The organism is Crateriforma conspicua, from assembly GCF_007752935.1.
GTDB lineage: Bacteria > Planctomycetota > Planctomycetia > Pirellulales > Pirellulaceae > Crateriforma > Crateriforma conspicua.
Map to the genome: position 1 here is coordinate 2764828 of NZ_CP036319.1, position 18836 is coordinate 2783663.

At 56.6% G+C, this 18836-nt stretch carries 13 protein-coding genes; 3 read left to right on the forward strand and 10 right to left on the reverse strand.

Annotated features, from left to right (window positions below; genetic code table 11):
- Nucleotides 1–39 precede the first annotated feature (39 nt).
- A complete protein-coding gene (locus tag Mal65_RS10550; protein ID WP_145296987.1) occupies nucleotides 40–990 on the forward strand; it encodes an SDR family oxidoreductase in 951 nt (316 codons plus the stop codon).
- Between the two features lie 48 nt (nucleotides 991–1038).
- Here the strand turns inward: Mal65_RS10550 and Mal65_RS10555 are convergent, their stop codons facing one another.
- Nucleotides 1039–1722 (reverse strand): helix-turn-helix transcriptional regulator, encoded by a 684-nt coding sequence (locus Mal65_RS10555; RefSeq protein WP_145296989.1) that lies wholly within the window; start codon nucleotides 1720–1722, stop codon nucleotides 1039–1041.
- Nucleotides 1723–1942: 220 nt separating this feature from the next.
- Between Mal65_RS10555 and Mal65_RS10560 the strand changes: the two genes are divergently transcribed.
- Together Mal65_RS10560 and ltrA are read left to right on the forward strand one after the other, a co-directional pair.
- A complete protein-coding gene (locus Mal65_RS10560; RefSeq protein ID WP_145296992.1) occupies nucleotides 1943–2893 on the forward strand; it encodes an alpha/beta fold hydrolase in 951 nt (316 codons plus the stop codon).
- Between the two features lie 381 nt (nucleotides 2894–3274).
- A complete protein-coding gene (gene ltrA, locus Mal65_RS10565) occupies nucleotides 3275–4768 on the forward strand; it encodes a group II intron reverse transcriptase/maturase (RefSeq protein WP_196784748.1) in 1494 nt (497 codons plus the stop codon).
- A 130-nt stretch (nucleotides 4769–4898) separates the two neighbouring features.
- Here the strand turns inward: ltrA and Mal65_RS10570 are convergent, their stop codons facing one another.
- The 9 genes from Mal65_RS10570 to Mal65_RS10610 all read right to left on the reverse strand — a co-directional run bounded on the left by Mal65_RS10570 (nucleotide 4899) and on the right by Mal65_RS10610 (nucleotide 18720).
- Entirely contained in the window at nucleotides 4899–6062 is a 1164-nt protein-coding gene (locus Mal65_RS10570) for a redoxin domain-containing protein (RefSeq protein WP_165701193.1), read from the reverse strand.
- Nucleotides 6063–6265: 203 nt separating this feature from the next.
- Nucleotides 6266–7177 carry a DMT family transporter gene (locus Mal65_RS10575; RefSeq protein ID WP_145296998.1) on the reverse strand — a complete coding sequence of 304 codons (912 nt, stop codon included), beginning with the start codon at nucleotides 7175–7177 and terminating at the stop codon, nucleotides 6266–6268.
- A gap of 64 nt (nucleotides 7178–7241) precedes the next feature.
- On the reverse strand, nucleotides 7242–10367 hold the full coding sequence (locus Mal65_RS10580; protein WP_145297001.1) for an efflux RND transporter permease subunit: 3126 nt from the start codon (nucleotides 10365–10367) through the stop codon (nucleotides 7242–7244).
- On the reverse strand, nucleotides 10360–11805 hold the full coding sequence (locus Mal65_RS10585) for an efflux RND transporter periplasmic adaptor subunit (protein ID WP_145297003.1): 1446 nt from the start codon (nucleotides 11803–11805) through the stop codon (nucleotides 10360–10362). Before Mal65_RS10585 ends, Mal65_RS10580 begins: the two co-directional genes overlap by 8 nt.
- Nucleotides 11806–11858: 53 nt before the next feature.
- Complete coding sequence (locus Mal65_RS10590) at nucleotides 11859–12308, reverse strand: MarR family winged helix-turn-helix transcriptional regulator (protein WP_145297006.1); 450 nt, start codon at nucleotides 12306–12308, stop codon at nucleotides 11859–11861.
- Nucleotides 12309–12390: 82 nt separating this feature from the next.
- Nucleotides 12391–12870, reverse strand: coding sequence for a hypothetical protein (locus Mal65_RS10595; RefSeq protein WP_390621962.1), 480 nt, complete (start codon nucleotides 12868–12870; stop codon nucleotides 12391–12393).
- 265 nt (nucleotides 12871–13135) lie between these two features.
- On the reverse strand, nucleotides 13136–15121 hold the full coding sequence (locus Mal65_RS10600; RefSeq protein WP_145297009.1) for a glycoside hydrolase family 97 protein: 1986 nt from the start codon (nucleotides 15119–15121) through the stop codon (nucleotides 13136–13138).
- Nucleotides 15122–15308: 187 nt separating this feature from the next.
- Nucleotides 15309–18062, reverse strand: a complete 2754-nt coding sequence (locus tag Mal65_RS10605) for a serine/threonine protein kinase (protein WP_145297012.1) — start codon at nucleotides 18060–18062, stop codon at nucleotides 15309–15311.
- A gap of 70 nt (nucleotides 18063–18132) precedes the next feature.
- Complete coding sequence (locus Mal65_RS10610) at nucleotides 18133–18720, reverse strand: RNA polymerase sigma factor (protein WP_145297015.1); 588 nt, start codon at nucleotides 18718–18720, stop codon at nucleotides 18133–18135.
- Nucleotides 18721–18836 lie beyond the last annotated feature (116 nt).

Here is an 18836-nt window from a genome sequence, read left to right on the forward strand (position 1 = left end):
TAGGTAATAAATGGATGCAGGATTTCATAGGAGCGTACGGTGGCTGACACGACATTCGGACCAAACGGGTGGACCCCGGAACGCCTTGGCTCACTGGCGGGCAAGACGTTTGTCATCACCGGTGCCAATTCGGGCGCGGGATTTCAGGCGGCACGAACCTTGTTGGCGAAGAACGCTCATGTGGTGATGCTCAACCGCTCGGCCGACAAGTCGCAAGCGGCGATCGCGGAATTGAAAACGGAGTTCGGATCCGATGCCGAGGTCGGCTTCATTCGCATGGACCTTGCCTCGCTTGCCAGCGTCCGGGATGCCGCGGTCGAGGTCCTGGCCTCCGTCCCACGAATCGACGCGTTGATTTGCAACGCCGCCATCGCGCAGGTGCCGACACAAAGACTTACCGTCGATGGCTTTGAAAGCATGCTGGGCACCAACCACTACGGACACTTCTTGCTGTGCGGTTTGCTGTTTGAGCGAATCGAACAGGCCGAAGGACGAATCGTGGTGGTCAGCAGTCTTGGTTATAACATGGGGATCAAGACGATCCAGTTTGACGACATGAACTGGGACAAGAACTATCACCAGAACCGAACCTATTCGCAAAGCAAGCTGTCGCAGATGATGTTTGCCTACGAGTTGCAGGATCGGCTGGCCGCAGCGAACAGGACCAACGTGAAAGTGTTTGTCTGCCATCCCGGATCGTCGAAGACATCACTGATCACGACCAGCGGAAACCTGGCGACGCGGATCGCCTTTTATCTCATGTCACTGTCTCCGATCGTGCAATCGGCCGAAAAGGGTTCCTGGCCGGAAGTGATGTGCGCGACCGAGGATGGGCTAAAGCAGCGAGCTCTCTATGGCCCGACCGGGTTCATGGAATTTGTCGGTCCTGTCGGCAAGGGCACGCTTCACCCCCACGCGTACGACAAGGCGGTCATGCAGCGGCTTTGGGACGTGTCCGAAAAGGAAACGGGTTTCCAGTGGGATCTCTGATTCTCAAAGCGATTCGCGGCAAGCGTGTAGCGGTCCGGTGCAGTTGGATCATCCCGCTTCGCTCTGTTGCCGCATGTCTTTAAGCGTCTTACCCGCTTCGTGTTGAAACTGCCGGGCGAGCACGTTCATGCTTTGCATTCGATCCAATCGAAAGTGGCGGAAATCACGTCGCAGTTCGCACCAGGCAGCCACCATCCAGTGGGGCGCGAGGAAGATCATGGCCAGGGGCCGTATGTGTCGCTTGGTTTCGGATCCATTGTGATCGGTATACGCAAACTCGACGACATGCCTTGTGCGGATCGCGCGTCGGAGGGACGTAAAATCGATTTGCAGCGACGGCTTTCCCGAACTCGGATAGGCGTACGAAGTCGAATCGCGAATCGTGTCGCCCAGCGATTCGGGTAAGACTGCGGTGATCCGGTCCAGTGCACGCCTGGCCGCCTGAGCCATCGCCGGGTCCGCCCAGCTTTGAACCATCTGCGCGCCCAGGGCCAATGCCTCCAACTCTTCGTCATCAAACAACAGCGGCCGAACCACATAGTTCGGGCTCAGCAGGTAGCCCACGCCGGCTTCACCGGTCAGGGGTACGCCCGACGCCTTGAGGTCAGCGATGTCGCGATAGATCGTGCGGACCCCGACCTCCAATTCTTCGCCAAGCTCCTTCGCGGTGACCGTTTCGCGTCGAGCTTTCAGGTACTCAACGATTCGAAAAAGACGATCCGCCCGGCGCAATGCAGTTTCCCTTGATGATCAACCTTTCGAAATCTTCCAGCACTGCTGACAGTAGGCTGTCAGTAGCGTTCTGTAAAGTTGGTCGACAAGAGCAATAGGGCAGCAAACCGTCGGCCATCTTGTTCATCGCCGATGACGCCGTGCAGGAAACGCCAAGTGCAACGCTCGGCAAACGAACAATTCACTCACCAATCGCACACCGAACGAATCAGATTCCAATATGTTAAAGCAAACCCATTTTCCCGAGGCTACCCTGGTCGACTTGGCTGACGTCCAGCTCGAAGTTTTTGAAGCTGGACAGCAAAACGTCGGGAATCCGATCGTTCTGTGCCATGGATGGCCGGAACTTGCATTCTCCTGGCGGCATCAAATACCAGCTCTGGTGGACGCGGGCTACCATGTCATCGCTGCCAATCAACGCGGTTTCGGCAGATCATCTTGCCCCACGGAGGTCACCGAATACGACATTCGGCATTTGACATCTGACTTGGTTGGGTTGCTTGAACACTTTGGGTACCAAAATGCCACGTTCGTCGGTCACGACTGGGGGGCGATGGTGGTTTGGGGATTGGCAATGTTGCATCCCGATCGTGTCAAGCAAATCATTAATCTTGCCCTGCCGTATCAGGTACGTGGGCAGGTCCCCTGGATTGAACTGATGGAACAGTTGTTGGGACCCGACAACTACTTCGTTCACTTCAATCGACAACCAGGAGTCGCGGACACGGTGTTGGGTCAAAACACGCGTCAGTTTTTGTCCAACCTTTACCGCAAAAACCTTCCCCAACGGGCTCCAGAACCCGGCATGCAGATGATGAATCTTGCCAGGTCGGGAACTCCATTGGGTGATCCCATCATGAGTGACGACGAGTTGGCCGTTTTTGTCGACTCTTTCCAATCATCCGGATTCACCGGGGGTATCAATTGGTATCGAAATCTTGATCGAAACTGGCATTTGTTGGCCGATGTCGATCCGGTGATTGAACATCGGACACTGATGATCTACGGCGACCGAGACACCATCCCGAAATCGGAATCGTTGTGCGAATTTGTGCCAAACGTCGACGTGATCCATCTGGATTGTGGCCATTGGATCCAACAAGAATTGCCGGAGCAAACGAACGCCTCCATATTGAATTGGTTGCAACGCAACCCACTCCACCCGGCGTAACAAAGGGGTCAGGGAGTGCCGGGATAAAACCGGTTTGGAATAGAAAGTGAGAGTCTTTTACGAAGAAGGTTTAGCCAACTGCTTCGGCCCCTGCCGGAGGTGCGATGAAGGTAACGACGTCGTGCTGAGCATCCGATCTGGGGGAAACGTAGGCCAGCTATTGAGCTCCGGAATCTTTATGCTTCCGTGTGCCGACTTTGTCCTGACAAGGGGAAGGCAACATCGGGTCGATCGCTACTTGGGCGAGATCGATGCGAACACGGCGGAGTCTGTGAACCTGTGCATGCGTGGACATTCCAAACGCGAGAACCGGGAGATCCCATCGGTGGCCGAGCTCCATGCTTGGCCCGGTCAGGGAACCACTCAGTGGGAAAGCCTGACATGAACGCCGATGGGAAGTCAGACGGCTTCGTAGTACCGCCGACTCGGATGAACAACGCGGGGGCTGAACCCTCGGCGGAGTCCGCCGAGGGAAGGGAGCCGACGAAGAAGAACGCAGATCAAACCGACGTGTCCGGCGCACCGAAGCGGAAACGTGGCAGGTCTTACGGTTTGGCAGGCGTGCGTGAGACGGCTCGGGCGCAGCCCGAGTTGAAGTTCACGTCGTTGCTGCATCACGTCAACGAGAACCTGTTGACCGAAGCCTTCTTCGATTTGAAGAAGACCGCGGCGGTGGGCGTCGATGTAGTGACGTGGCACGACTACGAACAGGGCCTGGAAGATCGCATCGCCGATCTTCACGGTCGCGTTCATCGGGGAAGCTACCGAGCAAAGCCTTCGAAGAGAATCTACATCACCAAAGCCGATGGGCGCGAGCGTCCAATCGGGATTGCTTCGCTGGAGGACAAGGTCGTCCAGAAAGCGGTCGGTTGGGTTTTGCAGTGCATCTACGAGCAGGACTTTCTCGGCTTCAGCTATGGCTTCCGGCCCGGAAGGAGTCAGCACAAGGCGCTCGATGCGCTCAGTGTTGCTTTGACGAGCAAGAAGGTGAACTGGGTATTGGACGCCGATGTGAAAGGTTTCTTTGACAACATGAACCATGACCGGTTGATGAAGTTTCTGGAACACCGCATCGCGGACAAACGTGTGCTCCGTTTGATCGGCAAATGGCTTCGTGCCGGTGTCAGTGATGACGGGGAGTGGTCCGAGACGAAGGTGGGGACGCCACAGGTAGCGGTGATTTCCCCGCTGCTTGCGAACATATACCTTCACTACGTCTTAGACCTCTGGATTCAAAGCTGGCGTAATCGTCGCGGTCGTGGCGACATGGTCATCATACGCTTCGCGGATGATTTCGTTGTCGGGTTTCAGCACAAGTACGAGGCCGAAGCGTTCCTGGAAGAACTTCGAGAACGTTTTGCCAAGTTCAGTCTGGAGCTTCACGGCCAAAAGACTCGGCTGATTGAGTTCGGTCGGTTCGCCATGAGCAACCGCAAAGAGCGCGGGGAGGGTCGACCGGAAACGTTCGACTTTCTCGGCTTTACGCACCGCTGTGATGTGACCCGGTCACATGGCTGGTTCACGATCCGTCGCGAGACGATCGCCAAGCGAATGCGTGCAACGCTTGCGGCGATCAAGGCGAAACTGCGTCAGCGTCGGCATTGGCCGGTGGGCGTCGTTGGTAGGTGGCTAGCCCGAGTCATGCGTGGCTGGCTGAACTACCACGCAATTCCGGGGAACATGCGTCGGCTTCAACAGTTCCGCGACGAACTCGTCAAGCTTTGGCTTGCAGTTCTTCGTCGTCGGAGCGGGCGAAGCAACTGGGCATGGTCTCGGATGCAACGACTTGTACGGAAGCATCTGCCAACACCGAGAATCTTACACAGCTACCCTCAGCAAAACTTTCACGCCCGATTCGACGTAGGAGCCGGATGAGGTAGACACTCAAGTCCGGATCTGTGCGGGGGGCGGCTGGCAACAGCCGTCCCTACCGCGATCGTCTTTACAGTGTTCACGCGGCCGTTTCATGGAAAAGACCCCCGTCCCCTTTCCTGCGGCCTCAGGGCTAAGGCTTGTGGAAATGAGTTAGCGTTTGAAGGATTTTATCGGTGAGTTTTTCTGGATCCACAACGCCGACTTTGCGATAGATCACGTTGCCGTCATGATCGATCAAGAGTGAATAAGGTGCGGGGCCGGGCCACTGGGGGTCGAGTGCTTCGGCAAGGTCATCCGTGCTGGCACCGACATAGATGTAGTTGTTGGTCGTGCGTCCTTCTTGTTCCACCGATTTGCGGAGCTTATCGCTCATCACGGCGTGGACTTTGCCCAGAAATTCGACGGCGTCTTGCTTGTCTTGGGGAGCGTCCAGGCTGATGGTGATCAATTCAAACTCGCGGCGGCTGAATTTCCTGGCGATCTTAGTAAGATCGGGCATTTCTTGCATGCACGGGGCACACCAGGTTGCCCAAACGTTGAACAAACGCACTTTGCCACTCCCGTTTTGACGCAATGCTTTGACAGCATCGACGTCAATCTCCTGCACCGTGGCTTGAGCCGCCTGCCATTTCGCCTCTTCTTCGGCAACGTGCGCACTGCGTTCACGCCACTTGGTTGAACAGCCGTGCGGGCGAGTCTTTTCGACGGGAACGGGCTTTCCGTCCAGTAACGCCTTCACGGCGTTGATCGCATCATGATGCTTGACCGTCGCGGGATCCGGGAACCGTGAATCGTCAAACCGTCCGTTGTATCGCAGGGTGCGTTTTTGATCGAAGACAAAAACGTGAGGCGTCGCCAAGCATCCATAAGCTCGAGCCGTCGATTGTTTGTCGCCATCGTAAAGAAACGGAAACTCCCAGCCCAGGTCTTGGGCGTATCGTCGAGAATCTTCAAAAGTTTCGTCGTATTGGGTGTGCCCGAACTCGTCTGGCCGAAGACCTGACGAATGATTGGGATTGATTGCGACGAAGCCGAAGCTTTGACCCTGCATGGATTCTAGGAAGGTCTGCAAGCGCCGTTCGACACCGTGCGATGTCGGGCAATGTGTCCCGGTGAAGTAGACCATCAGGACGTCGGGTTCGGAGAAATCATCGAGGGTGTAGGTTTTCCCGTCCACACCGGGTAATTCAAAGTCGGGGGCCCCGGCACCAATTTTTAGTTCGGTGAACCCTGCCGGCAGATCGTGCGGTCCGGCGGCGTTGGCCAACAAGGGTGTGAACAATAGGGTTGCCATGCAGAAGACGGCAGCGTTTGACGAGAGCGTGTTGAATCGGTTCATGTTCCAATGGGCTGCCGGTGTGGGGAATCGAACGGCGTGAATGCTTCGATCTATCGCGAATCAATCTACCCTTTGGATTTGCCCCGGTCCAATTTGTATCGATGTGGTGGCGAACATCGCAGAAATCGTAGGCCGGACGAAGCGGATCGCAGTTACGGCTAGGGGCATAAGAGGCGCCGTCGGCTTTGTGCCATGATCATCAGGCCGGACGCGACGATCAACACGCTGCCAACGACCATCGGCAAGGTGAACGATTCCTGGAAATAGACGATTCCAAGGCCGATTCCGAACAACAGGCGGGAATAGCGAAACGGGGTGACGGCCGAGACTTGACCGGTTCGCATGGCCTTCATCAAGCACGCATATGCACCGACACCAACACCAATCGCGGCGACGATCAATCCGGCCGTCATTGCCGATGGCCACACAAACGATCGGCCTTGCCAGATGCCAATCATGCCGCCGGCAATGAACACCGACACAAATCCGTAAAACCCCAGTATGGCAGTCCCAATCGACGGCGGTGCGGCGCGGCTTGCAAGATCACGGCCGGCAAATCCGAGCATGCCGAGGACCGCCAGTAGCGAGAGTAGCGAAAAGCTTTCGCGTCCAGGTCCGACGACAACGATCACGCCCGCAAGTCCGACCAAGACCGCGGCCCAGCGGCGAAATCCAACGCGTTCACGAAACAGGATCGCTGCACCGGCAACCACGACCAATGGTGTGGCTTGCAGGATCACCGTTGTGGCGGATAAAGGTGTCAAGGCAACGGCCATCGAATAGAACAAACGCCCGGAGATTTCGAACACCATGCGCAACCGCATTGAATTCGAGCGGACCGCCGGTCCAAGAAACGGATTGCGTTTTCTGACTGCGACAACGGCAAAGACGATCGCGCCTCCCAAACCGAACAGCATCAATACTTGGCCGATGGGCATTCGTCTTGACGCTGCTTTGATGAATGTGTCTTCCAACGCAAACGTCCCCATCGACACGACGATCCAGATCGATCCGATGAGATTCTCGCGGTGTGCATCGCTGATCGGCGAAGCCTTCGTGGCGAAAGACAATTCTTCGTTCAAATTTGTTGTATGGAATGGATGGTCTGCACAGAGCACATAGAATCGAATACCGCTAAGACCCTGCGTCGGCGTGACAAGGTTCGGAGGATTCGGCCGAATTGGTCACCAATCCAAGATCGGCCAGTGCGATGTAGGCAGCGGGGATCGCGATCAACACCAGTACGGTGGACGCCAACAGTCCAAAGCACACGCTGACGGCCAGGGGGATCAACACTTGGGCTTGGCGACTGGTTTCGAACAGCATCGGCAATAATCCGGCGATCGTGGTGGCCGATGTCAGCAGGATCGCGCGGAAGCGGAGGCGGCTGGCTTGTCGTGCCGATTCAATCACGTCTGTTCCCTCGGTGCGTTCTTTTTTCAGAAACAACACCAACAGAATCGAATCGTTCACGACCACACCGGCCAGCGACACAAATCCCAAGACGCTGGGGATCGATAGCGAGTTGCCCGTGATCAGGTGTCCCCAAATCACGCCGATTAAAGCCATTGGGATCGCTGCCATCACGATCAGCGGTTCCGTCCAGCTTTCGAACTGGTAACTCAGGATCGCGAACACACCGATCAATCCCAGCACGAACGCCTGCAGCATCGAGTTCCCTGTTTCGGCTGACTCTTGCGATTCACCTTCGATCTGAATGCGAACGGTGGGATGTTGCTTTTCGATTTCGGGGATCGCCTCGCGACGGAACAAACCCATCAGCGCCGCCGTGTTGGCCACTCGCGTGTCGACTTCACCGATCAAAGTGACAGTGCGACGACCGTTCAGCCGCGCGATCCGCGACCAGCCCGTCGCGACGTCGACTTTGGCGACCGCCGACAACGGCACGCGACTGCCATCGACCAAGACCACATGAAAGTCAGCAAAGTCCGCCAGGCTGTCTCGGTCCGACGTTTTCAAACGCGCTTCGATTTCATAAGCCTCGGTGCCGACTTGAATTTCATCGGCGACCGTTCCTTGGAACGCCGCGCGAACTTGATCGGCGATCGTGGTCACATCTAACCCCAGCCCCACGGCGCCCTCATCCAAACGGATGCGATATTCCTGTTTGCCCGGCCGCAGGTCATCGGTCAGGTTATAGACACCTTCGTACTGGTCAAAGAACGCCAATCCCTGTTGCGCTGCCGCTTTGGCGTCGTGAAGACTGTCGCTTTGAAAGCGGATTTCGATGGGGCGTCCCGCCGGACCAAACGCCGCTTCGCCGTACGTGACACTGATCGCATCGGGCAGGCTACCGACCTCTTCACGCCATGCTTGAACCACCGCATCGATGTGAGTTGATCGGTTTTCGGGGCTCAATAGATCAGCTGTGATGGTTGCCACGTGCGAACCCGATTCAAACGCATCCGCATTGGTTCCGAATTGCACCTGAACGGTTTCCACCAGTTCGCGACCGTCGGGTTGGTCCGGCGTGAATTGTTTGTTGACTTCGTCCAATCCAGCCGTGATCCGCTGGACGATCTTTTCGGTGCGTTCGATCGGCGTGCCTTGAGGCAACAAGATGCGGGCTTCGACAATTTCGCCTTCGGTCGTGGGAAAACCTTGAAAGGGGACAATGCCGCTGACGACCAACGCCAACGATGCCACGAACAAACCAGCCAGGCTTCCCAAGAACAGGTAACGCCAACGGATCGCGGCATCGACGCAGCGGCCCATCACCGATTCACGCAGCCAGTCCAACACGGTGTCGATCGCACCACGAACTCGCCCCGACCTTTCCAAGCCCGAATGTCCCAGCGAGTGACCGAGGTGGGCAGGCAAGATGATGAACGCTTCGATCAGACTGACCGCCAGCACCAGGATCAACACCATCGGGATGACCTGCAGCACTTTCCCAATAAACCCGGCCAGCGACGCGAGCGGACCGAGCACACAAATCGTGGTCAGGAACGATGAAACGACACCACCGGCAACTTCTTTGACGCCATCGACCGCGGCCTGCATCGCCGGTTTGCCCATGCCAAGATGCCGGGCAATGTTTTCGGAGATGACGATCCCGTCGTCCATCAAGATCCCCGTCGCCAAAAGCATCGCCACCAACGTGATCATGTTGATGGTCAGCCCCAGCATCGGCATCAAGAACAACGCGCCAAGGAACGATACTGGCAGGCTCATCACCACCCAGAACGACATCCGCAGGTTGAAGAACATCCACAGCGTACAGAACACCAGGATGATCCCCTGCACCGCGTTCTTCAGCACCAACTGCAATCGATCGCGGATCAGCGTCGACATGTCATTGACGACTGCGATGTTCACGTTCGGTTGACGTTGGCGTTCGGCTTCCAAGAATTCGTTGACCGCCGTGGTCACGCGGATCGCGTCTTGCGTTTTCGTCTTTTCAATTCGCAATACACCAGCCCGCTCGTTGCCCAGCAAGCTTTTGACTTCCTCGTCTTCGAACAGATCGACGACTTGGCCGAGATCACGCAAGCGAATTTCTGCTCCGCCGCGAGTCCCTTTGATGATCAGGTCCTCGAGTTCCTCCGGCGTGCGACGTTGTTCCACAAAGCGCAGCAGGACTTCGTTGTCGCGTGTTTCCAACGCACCGGCCGGGATGTCGATGCCCTGACGTGCGATGACTCGGGCCACGTCGGCTGCGGTCAAGCTGTAACGTCGCAACGCTTCTTCGGACAGCTCGACGCGAAGTTGGCGATCGGAAAATCCGCCCAGTTCGACCAGCGACACTTGCGGCACCTGTTGCAAGCGGTCCTTCAAATCCTCACAGTAGATCTTCAAGTCGCCCGTTGGCATCGGGCCGGTGACCAGCAACACCATCACCGCTTCGGTGCGTCCGAGTTGAGTGATCACAGGATCTTCGACGTCGACCGGAAACTCCGTGATCGCTTCGACTTCCGATTCAATGTCGTCTTGAAAGATCGAGATGTCGGCACCGTCCCGCATTTCGACCGTAATCACGGCGACGCCTTCTTGCGCATCGGAGCGAACTTCTTTGACGTTTTCGACGCCGTCGATGGCGTCTTCGACCCGTTGGCAAACCGCCTCTTCGACTTCCTCTGCTGTCGCACCGCGATACAAGATTTGAATTTGGATTTCTGTCGCGGTGAACTCGGGAAACGTCTCGCGTTCCAATTTGGGAAGCGCGAACAAGCCCGCGATGATGAACAACAGCATCAAAAGATTGGCCAACGTTGGATGGCGAGCGAATTGATCAATCATCGCTGCCTCCGGTGTTGCCGGCTTGGTCGTCCGTCACGGGCGACGGAGCGACGTCAGGACCATTGGCATCGCTGATCACTCGATTCAGCAGTTCATCATCGGTGACCGGATCGATCAACATCCCTTCAACGGCTGGTGTTGGATCGGACACAACCAATGTTTCGCCACCAGTCAGCCCACTGCGGATGACGGCAAACTCCCCTTGCACGATTGCGACATCCACCGGCTGCTTTCTCAAACGTTGCTCGTCGTCCAACACATAGACATGACCGTCGTGAACGGTATGCCGCGGGACGATGACTTGGTTCGGCCGAGGTTGACCGATCAAGGTGACGCGGCAATACGTGCCCTGCAGTAGCGGTGGTCGGATACCAGGAATGACTTGTTCATACGGATCATCGATGCCGACCACCATGCTCAGGCTGCGGGTTTGCAGGTCCAGCGATTCACGGACTCGCATGAACCGGGCATCCCAGCGAGCCGGGATATCCGACGATGCCATTTCAACGATCGCGCGGACGTTGAACACATCACGCACACGCTGCATCGAAAATTCTTCCAGTGATGCCGTTTGCGAATCGTTCTGAATCAGCCGCCGCACCTCGCGCATCGGAGCCTGGGCTTCGACTTCGACGAGATCGATGTTGTAAGCCTCGAACAACGTCTGGCCCGTGCCGACGTACTGGTCGACGTCCAACGTGACTGTGCCCAAACGGCAGTGAAACGGAGCACGAATCTCGGTGTGCTTGAGGTCCAATTTCGCTTGAGCCAGTTGAGCTTGCTTGAGTGCCAGGTTGGCTTCCTGGCTTTGCTTTCGTGTGGGCAACAAATTCAGCGCACTGGTCTGTTCCTGCAGGCGTTGCTGCTGGGTAAAGACCGATCGTTGCTGTGCGTCCAATTCCGATTGGGACGTGGCACTGCGCGATGCCAGTTGTCGCAGGCGTTCCATTTCACGCTGAGTCACGCTCAACGCCTCGCGTTCGATCGCCATTGACGCTTTCAGGTTTTCTTCGGTCCGCGTCAGTTCGTCGATCAGTGCTTGGGCCTGTTTAATCTCGGCCTCCAATTGTGCGACCGCGTACTCGTATTCGGTCGGATCGATTTTTAGCAGCAACTGGTCTTCGTTGACGAACGAACCTGATTCCAGTTCCGGATGGACCTCCACGATTCGGCCGTCCACCTCAGCGACCGCCTGCCATGTTTGTCCCGGTGTTGCGGTGCCATAGCCGACGACACGCGGAACAACGTCAACCACGGGAACATCGATCACACGCAGCATTCGCGATGCTTCCTCGGCGACCTCCCGTTGCGGTTGAGGGCGGTTTCCCACGATCCAAATCGCGATAAGGATGCCCGCGACCAATGGCGGAATGAACAACGACCGCACGCCAAATCGGTTCAGCGTTTGCAGGATCTTGTTTGGAGTTTTTTCAGCCAACTCGCGTCTCCATTAAGGAGGAATCTATCGTTTCGTTGCGGTCGATCACTGTTTCATTCTTTCGCTGCTTGGGTCAAATTGGCCTGGATCTTTCGCAGCACCTTTTGTGTCTCGGCCAACTGTGTCTTGGTGATGCCTTGCAACGCACTCTTGCGGAGTTCGTCCAGCAACGGCAGCACGGTTTGCAGTTTCTTTTCGCCACGAGGAGTCAAACCGACCATGACCATCCGAGCGTCCTCGGGCGATACGCTCCGCTTGATGAACTTGCGATCGACCAGCCGGTCCAACTGCCGCTTGACGGTCGTCGGATCACGAACCATTCGAGACGCCAAATCGTTCATGCTCAGCGGTTCGCCCACATCGGACAGCGTGATCAGGGCTTGTGTCTCTTCCGGTGTAAATGGCCAATCGGCTTCCCTAAGCACCGCTGCCATCCGGGTTCGCATCAGATAAGCAATCCGTCCGATCGCGAATCCCGGCGTCGATTCGCTGTCAAAGTGCATCTTCGCCTCCTGATGAGTCCTGAGTTGAAACGGGCGTAGGTTACGGCATACGTTCGAGTGGCCTGAATGGTAGTGGACGAGGTTACGAGTCCCCAGCTACAGGACTCGTTGCCTCGTGCACTACAGCAGGACTGAAGGCGTCGCTGTTCGGGCCGGCAAACAGCGGCCGGTACCAATCGAAGTAGCAATAAATCAGCACCGCACAGGCGGCGAAGTCGGGGATCCCGATCACCAGGTACTGATGAGCGAAGAACGTCACGTACAGCAGGATGTTGAACGCATAGGGCAGCGACATCAGTACCGCCAGCGGAGTCGTTCGCGGCACGAACATCAACGCGCCGGAGACCGTTTTGAACAAACCCACCCAAAAAATCAGATAGCCCGTTTGTTCCAACGCGATCATAAACCGGCCGACTTCGTCAGGCGTTTCCCCCACCGGATAGCCCCGCACGGCGAAGCCGATCGTCATGATCCCGGTGCCAAACAGGAACAAAGCAAACAGCAACCGCACCACGAAAGCAAATCGAGGCAAGCGAACGCTGCGGATTTCCAATTGATTCATCACGATTGCTTTAACCCGTGGACCCAAGAGACGCCTGAGAGCGAATCCATCCGCTGCCCAACCATAAGGCTGTAAGGTACAGATAAACGAGACGTAGTCAAATCGTTTCCAAGGCAGGCGCTCCGTTTGAACGAGCGAAGACGTTGAAAGTGACCACCTTGCAAACGTTCACCGTGAATGCGTTTTCGTCACGGAGTACCCACCTATGTCCCACCGCGAGGACGTCGAACACTCCGGTAAGCAGTAAAAAGAGGCCTGACCCCGTTTAGGGAGAGCGGGTGAGGTGGATGCAGTGGCCGCCGCCGGGGGCGAGCTTTGCGTGGAGGACGTCGCCGCGGTGTGCGGTGGTCTGGCGGACTTGGTAGGCCTCGCGGCGGTGCAGGTAATGCGCGTCGTCTGCGTCTTCGTACAGGGTGACTTGGTAGCTTGTGTTTGGATCCAAGAAATCGAGCTCGATTTCAAGGGTGCGGGATTCTTCGTTGGTCGCCGAACCAATGAACCAGTCGGATCCTGACCGGCGGGCCGAACAGATGTATTCTCCGATTTCGCCGTCCAAGATCCGTGTTTCGTCCCAGGTCATGGGCAGCTGACCGAGGAACTGAAAGAGGTCAGCCTTCGATTCATAGGCTTCGGGACAGTCCGGCAAGAACGAAAGTCCCGAGAAAACAATGAGGGTTCTGGCGGTTTCGGCCACCACGGTGCTGGGGACATTTTCGAAGATCTTGGGTCGGTCCTGTGCCGGATTGTTCAAGGCGAATAGGCCGTTGCACATGTCCAAGGGGCCGGCAACCATGTTCACAAAGACTTGTTCGCAAAACGTGGACGGCGTGAATGAACGCATGGCATCCGATTGGGCATGGCAAAACTCACGCGAGACATAATTCGGCCATGTGCGACGATCACCCGACGGGGGCACGGGGCCGTCATGGAAGTCGCACAGCAGCTGATACTTTGCACAAAGCTGAACAATCTGACGGGTTTTCAAAACCTTTTGTTGGCCACCACCTTTCATGAATCCGTACTTGATCCCAGCGGCGCCCCATTGACGATACAAGGCCAGTGTTTCTTCAAACGATCCGTGATCACGTGCCAGGTCGTTGAAATAGAGCAGGATTCCGACATTCTTTTCGCGTGCGTATCGAATCAATTCAGGGATGTCGATGGGATCCTGCCAATCCGCGGGGGCAGGTTTGGGGACCAAACGTGGTGAATCCGGATCGGGCTGAACCAGCAAGTAGTTACGACTAGTTTTTGGATCCGAGTCCTTCTGAAACTCCAATCCGTACCAGCCTGCATCCAGCACCAGGTACGACACGCCACGTCGTGATGCGAAGTCGATGAATCGCCGCCAACTGGGCATGTCCAGTCCGTAGGTGAACCCGTCGTCGACTTTCGCGCCCCAGGCCCGCCAATCCCACATCGCCAATCCCGGTTTGATCCATGATGTATCTGGGATCTTGCAGGGCGGATTGAGGCAAAACAAAACGGGTGAAACGAGCAGGTCGCCGGCGCTGCGGCCGACCAGTACGACACGCCAGGACGTGGCGGTATCACAGGTGATTTTGGACGGTTCCATGTGGGCCCGAAAGCTCTGTGCCTGCGATGGTAAAGCGGTCAGGGTGAACGGGGCATGGTCGTAAATCGCGGCCTCGACGACGGACAGATGCACGCCATCGGTACATCGCACGACCAGCGGGATCAGTGACGTTTTCGCTTGATGAAATTTGCTTAACGTTTGAGGCCCGACCGGATCGTGTTCGAGGTTGTAGGCCCAGCCGATGTCGTCACCGGCAAATCGAAATTCCGTCAGGTCGTCCTGGATGTCGACGGACGATTCCCAACCCCGCCCGAAGGCGTAGCGTATTCCGATGCCGCTATTGAAAACCCTCGCGATTATTTGAATTTCACGGTGATCGCCGGATGTTTCACGAAGGAGCCAATTCAATTGGCGATAGTGGTTTTGATATTGGGCGAATTTCCCCCAAGTCGTCTTGATCGTTTCATCCTGTTCGTTGACCGACGCAGAAACCTGCTGCAGCGAGCCAATTTCGTCACCGGCAATGTTCAGCCCCAAGCGACCGGACTCCAACCGCTGTTGCCCGCCATAGAAAAGCGTCCATGTGGGAGCGCCGGATTCCAACATGAATTCGGCCCGAAGTTGACCATCCGGGCTGGTGACTTCGATTGCCTGACCCAGGCTGGAAACAAGGCAGAGGCACAGAATGCAACAGCCGGTCGCGAGCGATCTCATGGTATGCAACTTCGGATCAAGATTCCAACAAGACATCCGTTTGGGAAACGGACATTCCTATCGTCAAATTTTGTGAGCGGGTGGGAAGCGACGTGTTCCAGCGATGGTCGCCGCGAAGCGTCCACTGGCATTCTATCGGTGACCGATTCACATGCTGACAAACCCACTGCGATCCGATGGATCTGCGTCAATCCGCCCGACCGTCCAGAGCCCGTACCATACTTTCAAAAATCGAAAGGTCGGGATTGGTGTTTTGGCCAAACGACTGCAACTCGGGGATGGCGAGCATCAAGTCCTCCAAACGCTGCTGCGCCGATTTCGGTTGGTCGACGTGTGCCGTGTAGATTTCGGCCAGTCCTTCTTCCAAGCGAGGCTGTAGGAAGGTCAGTGTGCGGACGTATTCCGCATTGTTGGAGTCTTGATATCGGTGGTCGACTTCGCGGAAGAGGCGATCCAGATGGTAGGCGATCCGGGCGTACGCATTGTCGTCGATCTCTTTCATCGCCTTTGCCACATCCTGCAGCGACAGGCCATCGCTGGAATACCAACTGAAACTGGGATGTGTCAGGGTTTCCGCCATGAAATCCGTTGGCATCTCCAACCTGCCTTCACGCTGCAGTTCGACTGCGGCGGCAAACAATTCTCGGGGCATCAGCCAGTCGGGAGCGGTTAGGCTGGTTTGCGTTTGCATCCCTCCGCCTCCGCCTCCGAAACCGCCGAAGCCGAACGGGTTTTCATAGGACCAACGCGTTGTGTTCGTTTTGGGATCAAGCTTGCGCCGCTGGAATTCGGCGATCGATTCCCCGGAACGCTCGATCACATAGTCTGCGATCCATGTGGGAGGTTCGATGTGTGGTCCTGCTTGGCCCGTGATTTGTACGGCGGTTTCCCAGGCGTGGTGGCGCGCGTCATAGGCTTGGTCGATTGTCGTATACGAGACGCGACTTTGACGATTGCTTTGCGAAGCGATGGGCTGTAGATCGTTGGACGCTTCGCCAAGTACTCGCAAAAGGCCTTCCACTTGCGGTCTTCCCTGGTCCGTTTCGCCAAGTTGACTGAGGTAGGCCGCGGCCGAATCTTGGCGTTCCGGGTAACGCGTGTTGACATACACGCCGGTGACGAAGTGCTTGAGGAGCAGAATTGCAGCGATCTTGGCTTTTTCGTCTCCTTCGGCCAGCGATTCTTCCAGTGCAGCGAGGCCGGGCGATGGAAGGTAATGGGGAAACGTTTGGGTGAGATAGCCCATGAATCTTGAGGACGGCGAAGGGAGGCCACCAATCAGGTTCACGTTGCCGGTTTGATCGGGATTGTCCTCGATCAATAGCGATCCATGTTCGTTGGCCATTTGCAGCGTGACTCTTGCCGCTTCGGCACGTTTCGGCGTGTCGCGTGAAAGCAATTCGACCGCGCGCATGGCTTGACCGATGCGTTCGATCTGTTGTTCCTGACGAAAGACATTCAACCAATGATCAAGGTCTTCGCCCAGATAGATTTTCTTATGGGTCTGGTTATCGGCGGAGGCGACTGATTTCTGTTCGAGTGGTTGGGGCGCCGATTCGATTTCTAGGGTGCCGTCTTCCTGGACCGAGACGCTGGTGTCTTTCCCGTCGGTGGTGAGCGTGACGAGACCACGATCGGTTTTGATTTGAATCACGACCGTTGCCAGTAACGCGGCTGCAGCGAACCATCCCAGAGGTCCGAACCAAGAGGGCATCCGATTGCTGGGATTGTTCGGTGGCGGTGAAGCCGGTTGTGTGGCCGGATGAAATGTGGGGGTGACCGCAACGTCCGGTACCGGCGTCGATTCCGCACGCCGCAGCAACGCCTTCAAATCCGCGTCGACCGACCATGATGCCAATCGTTCGGCCACCTCGGGTGCATTCGGTCGTTGATCCGGTTGGCGATGCATCATATGCCTGACACAGCGTTCCAGTTCGGCGTCGACCGTCGGATCGAAATCGCTTAGTGGCGGAGGTTTAGATCGTCCTGATTCCCCCGTGATCGCCAGCACTCGGGCAGCCAGTCCGGCGTCACCCGAGTGCGGCCAGCGACCCGCGATCAAACGATACAGGGTTGCACCCAGCGAATAGATGTCCGAAGCCGATTGTACATTTCGACTGTCCAGCAATTGTTCCGGCGACATCGCAGGCAAAGTTCCCATCAGATGTCCGACCGTCGTCAGGCGATCATCGGCGGCAAGCGGATCATCGCCGGCAAGCACCAACCCCAGGTCCAAAAGTTTGACGGTCCCGCCGTTGGTCAGCATCAAGTTCGACGGCTTGATATCGCGATGGATCAGATCGTGGTTGTGAACGTGGGCCAGGGCGAGGGCGGTTTGACGTGCGATCTCGCAAGCATCCGCGATGGGGATCTTTCCCAGTCGGTGGGCCACGCGGCCGACATCCATTCCCTGCAAATATTCCATGACCAGATAGTGCCAACCGGAATCCGTGCCCGCATCGGTCGCACGAACGATGCCGGGGTGTTCCAGCGCGGCGACCGTGGTCATTTCACGATCGAATCGATCCAGCCAGCTCGGCTCGGTAACACGATGTGGCGGCAGGAACTTGATCGCGCAACGTCGTTTCAAACGGTTGTGGCGTGCCAGACACACCATCCCCATGCCACCTTGGCCCAGGTGTTCAAGGATTTCATACGGTCCGATATGTTCCATTGGAACTTCCATCGGACGCTGGACGTTGATCGACACCAATCGTGCGATGGCGAATTGGCAGGCGGATTCACCAAAGATGGAATCTTCTTCGGAATCCAGGTTGGTCAGGCCATTGGTTTTCGAAACCAAACCCGGCAATTGTGATTGACAGTTTTCACATTGATCGACGTGCTGTACCGCAGATTCAAATTCGTCTTGAGAACAGTTTCCATCGACCAAGCGATTCAGGACGTCCACGGATGGGCAATCGGTTCGGGTGGCGATCATGGCAGGCTTTCGGTGCGAGAGGGCGATCGGACAACCACGCAACGCTGGTTTGATGCAGGATTGGACACCCTCAGCAAGAAAATTCTTCCAATTCTTTTCGCAGCCGCTGCAGCACACGGGCGCGAGCTTTGTAAACGGTCCAGCGACTGACGCACATTTCTTTCGCCACGATCGCCGGGTCACAACCTTCCACAGCGGTACGCAAAAACATTTGCCAAGTCTTGGGATCGGTCGAGTGCCGGAGGACTTGCAGCAAGCGTTTTTGGATCGACTGGATATCGTCGGCTAGTTCGCTGGGCGGATGGGCATCGTCTTGCTCGGACCATCGCAGGTCTGCATCGTCCAACGAGATCGGTGAACGTTGATCGGCGCGTTGTCGATCCCGAAGCTTGTTGCGTGCGATCGTCCATAGCCAACCACGAAACGTGGCACCGGATCGGTCCAGATCGAATTTGGGAAGAGCCTTGGCGACCGACAGAAACGTGTCTTGCATCACGTCGGCCGCATCCGCCGATTGGACCCCGCAGCGTCGAATCCAGCGATAGACGATCGGGCCATACACCTGGACCAGCGTGTGCCATCCTTCGTCATCACCCAATCGGGCTCGATCCAACAACGATGGATGCGTCGATGGTTCATCAACGATGTCGCGGTTCATGGAAAGACGATGTGGCTGTGCGTGTCAAACGGAACGATGGCTGAGCCCTGTGATGGGACTCGCGGATCTAACAGTGGTTCTCAAGAGAGCACCGCGTACGGAACGATGGCGGGCGG

Excerpts from the sequence above, each read along its gene's own strand:
- Mal65_RS10560 (WP_145296992.1), top strand. The coding sequence starts at position 1,943 with ATGTTAAAGCAAACCCATTTTCCCGAGGCTACCCTGGTCGACTTGGCT.
- ltrA (WP_196784748.1), top strand. The coding sequence starts at position 3,275 with ATGAACGCCGATGGGAAGTCAGACGGCTTCGTAGTACCGCCGACTCGG.
- Mal65_RS10570 (WP_165701193.1), bottom strand. The coding sequence starts at position 6,062 with ATGGCAACCCTATTGTTCACACCCTTGTTGGCCAACGCCGCCGGACCG.
- Mal65_RS10580 (WP_145297001.1), bottom strand. The coding sequence starts at position 10,367 with ATGATTGATCAATTCGCTCGCCATCCAACGTTGGCCAATCTTTTGATG.
- Mal65_RS10590 (WP_145297006.1), bottom strand. The coding sequence starts at position 12,308 with ATGCACTTTGACAGCGAATCGACGCCGGGATTCGCGATCGGACGGATT.
- Mal65_RS10595 (WP_390621962.1), bottom strand. The coding sequence starts at position 12,870 with ATGAATCAATTGGAAATCCGCAGCGTTCGCTTGCCTCGATTTGCTTTC.
- Mal65_RS10600 (WP_145297009.1), bottom strand. The coding sequence starts at position 15,121 with ATGAGATCGCTCGCGACCGGCTGTTGCATTCTGTGCCTCTGCCTTGTT.
- Mal65_RS10605 (WP_145297012.1), bottom strand. The coding sequence starts at position 18,062 with ATGATCGCCACCCGAACCGATTGCCCATCCGTGGACGTCCTGAATCGC.
- Mal65_RS10610 (WP_145297015.1), bottom strand. The coding sequence starts at position 18,720 with ATGAACCGCGACATCGTTGATGAACCATCGACGCATCCATCGTTGTTG.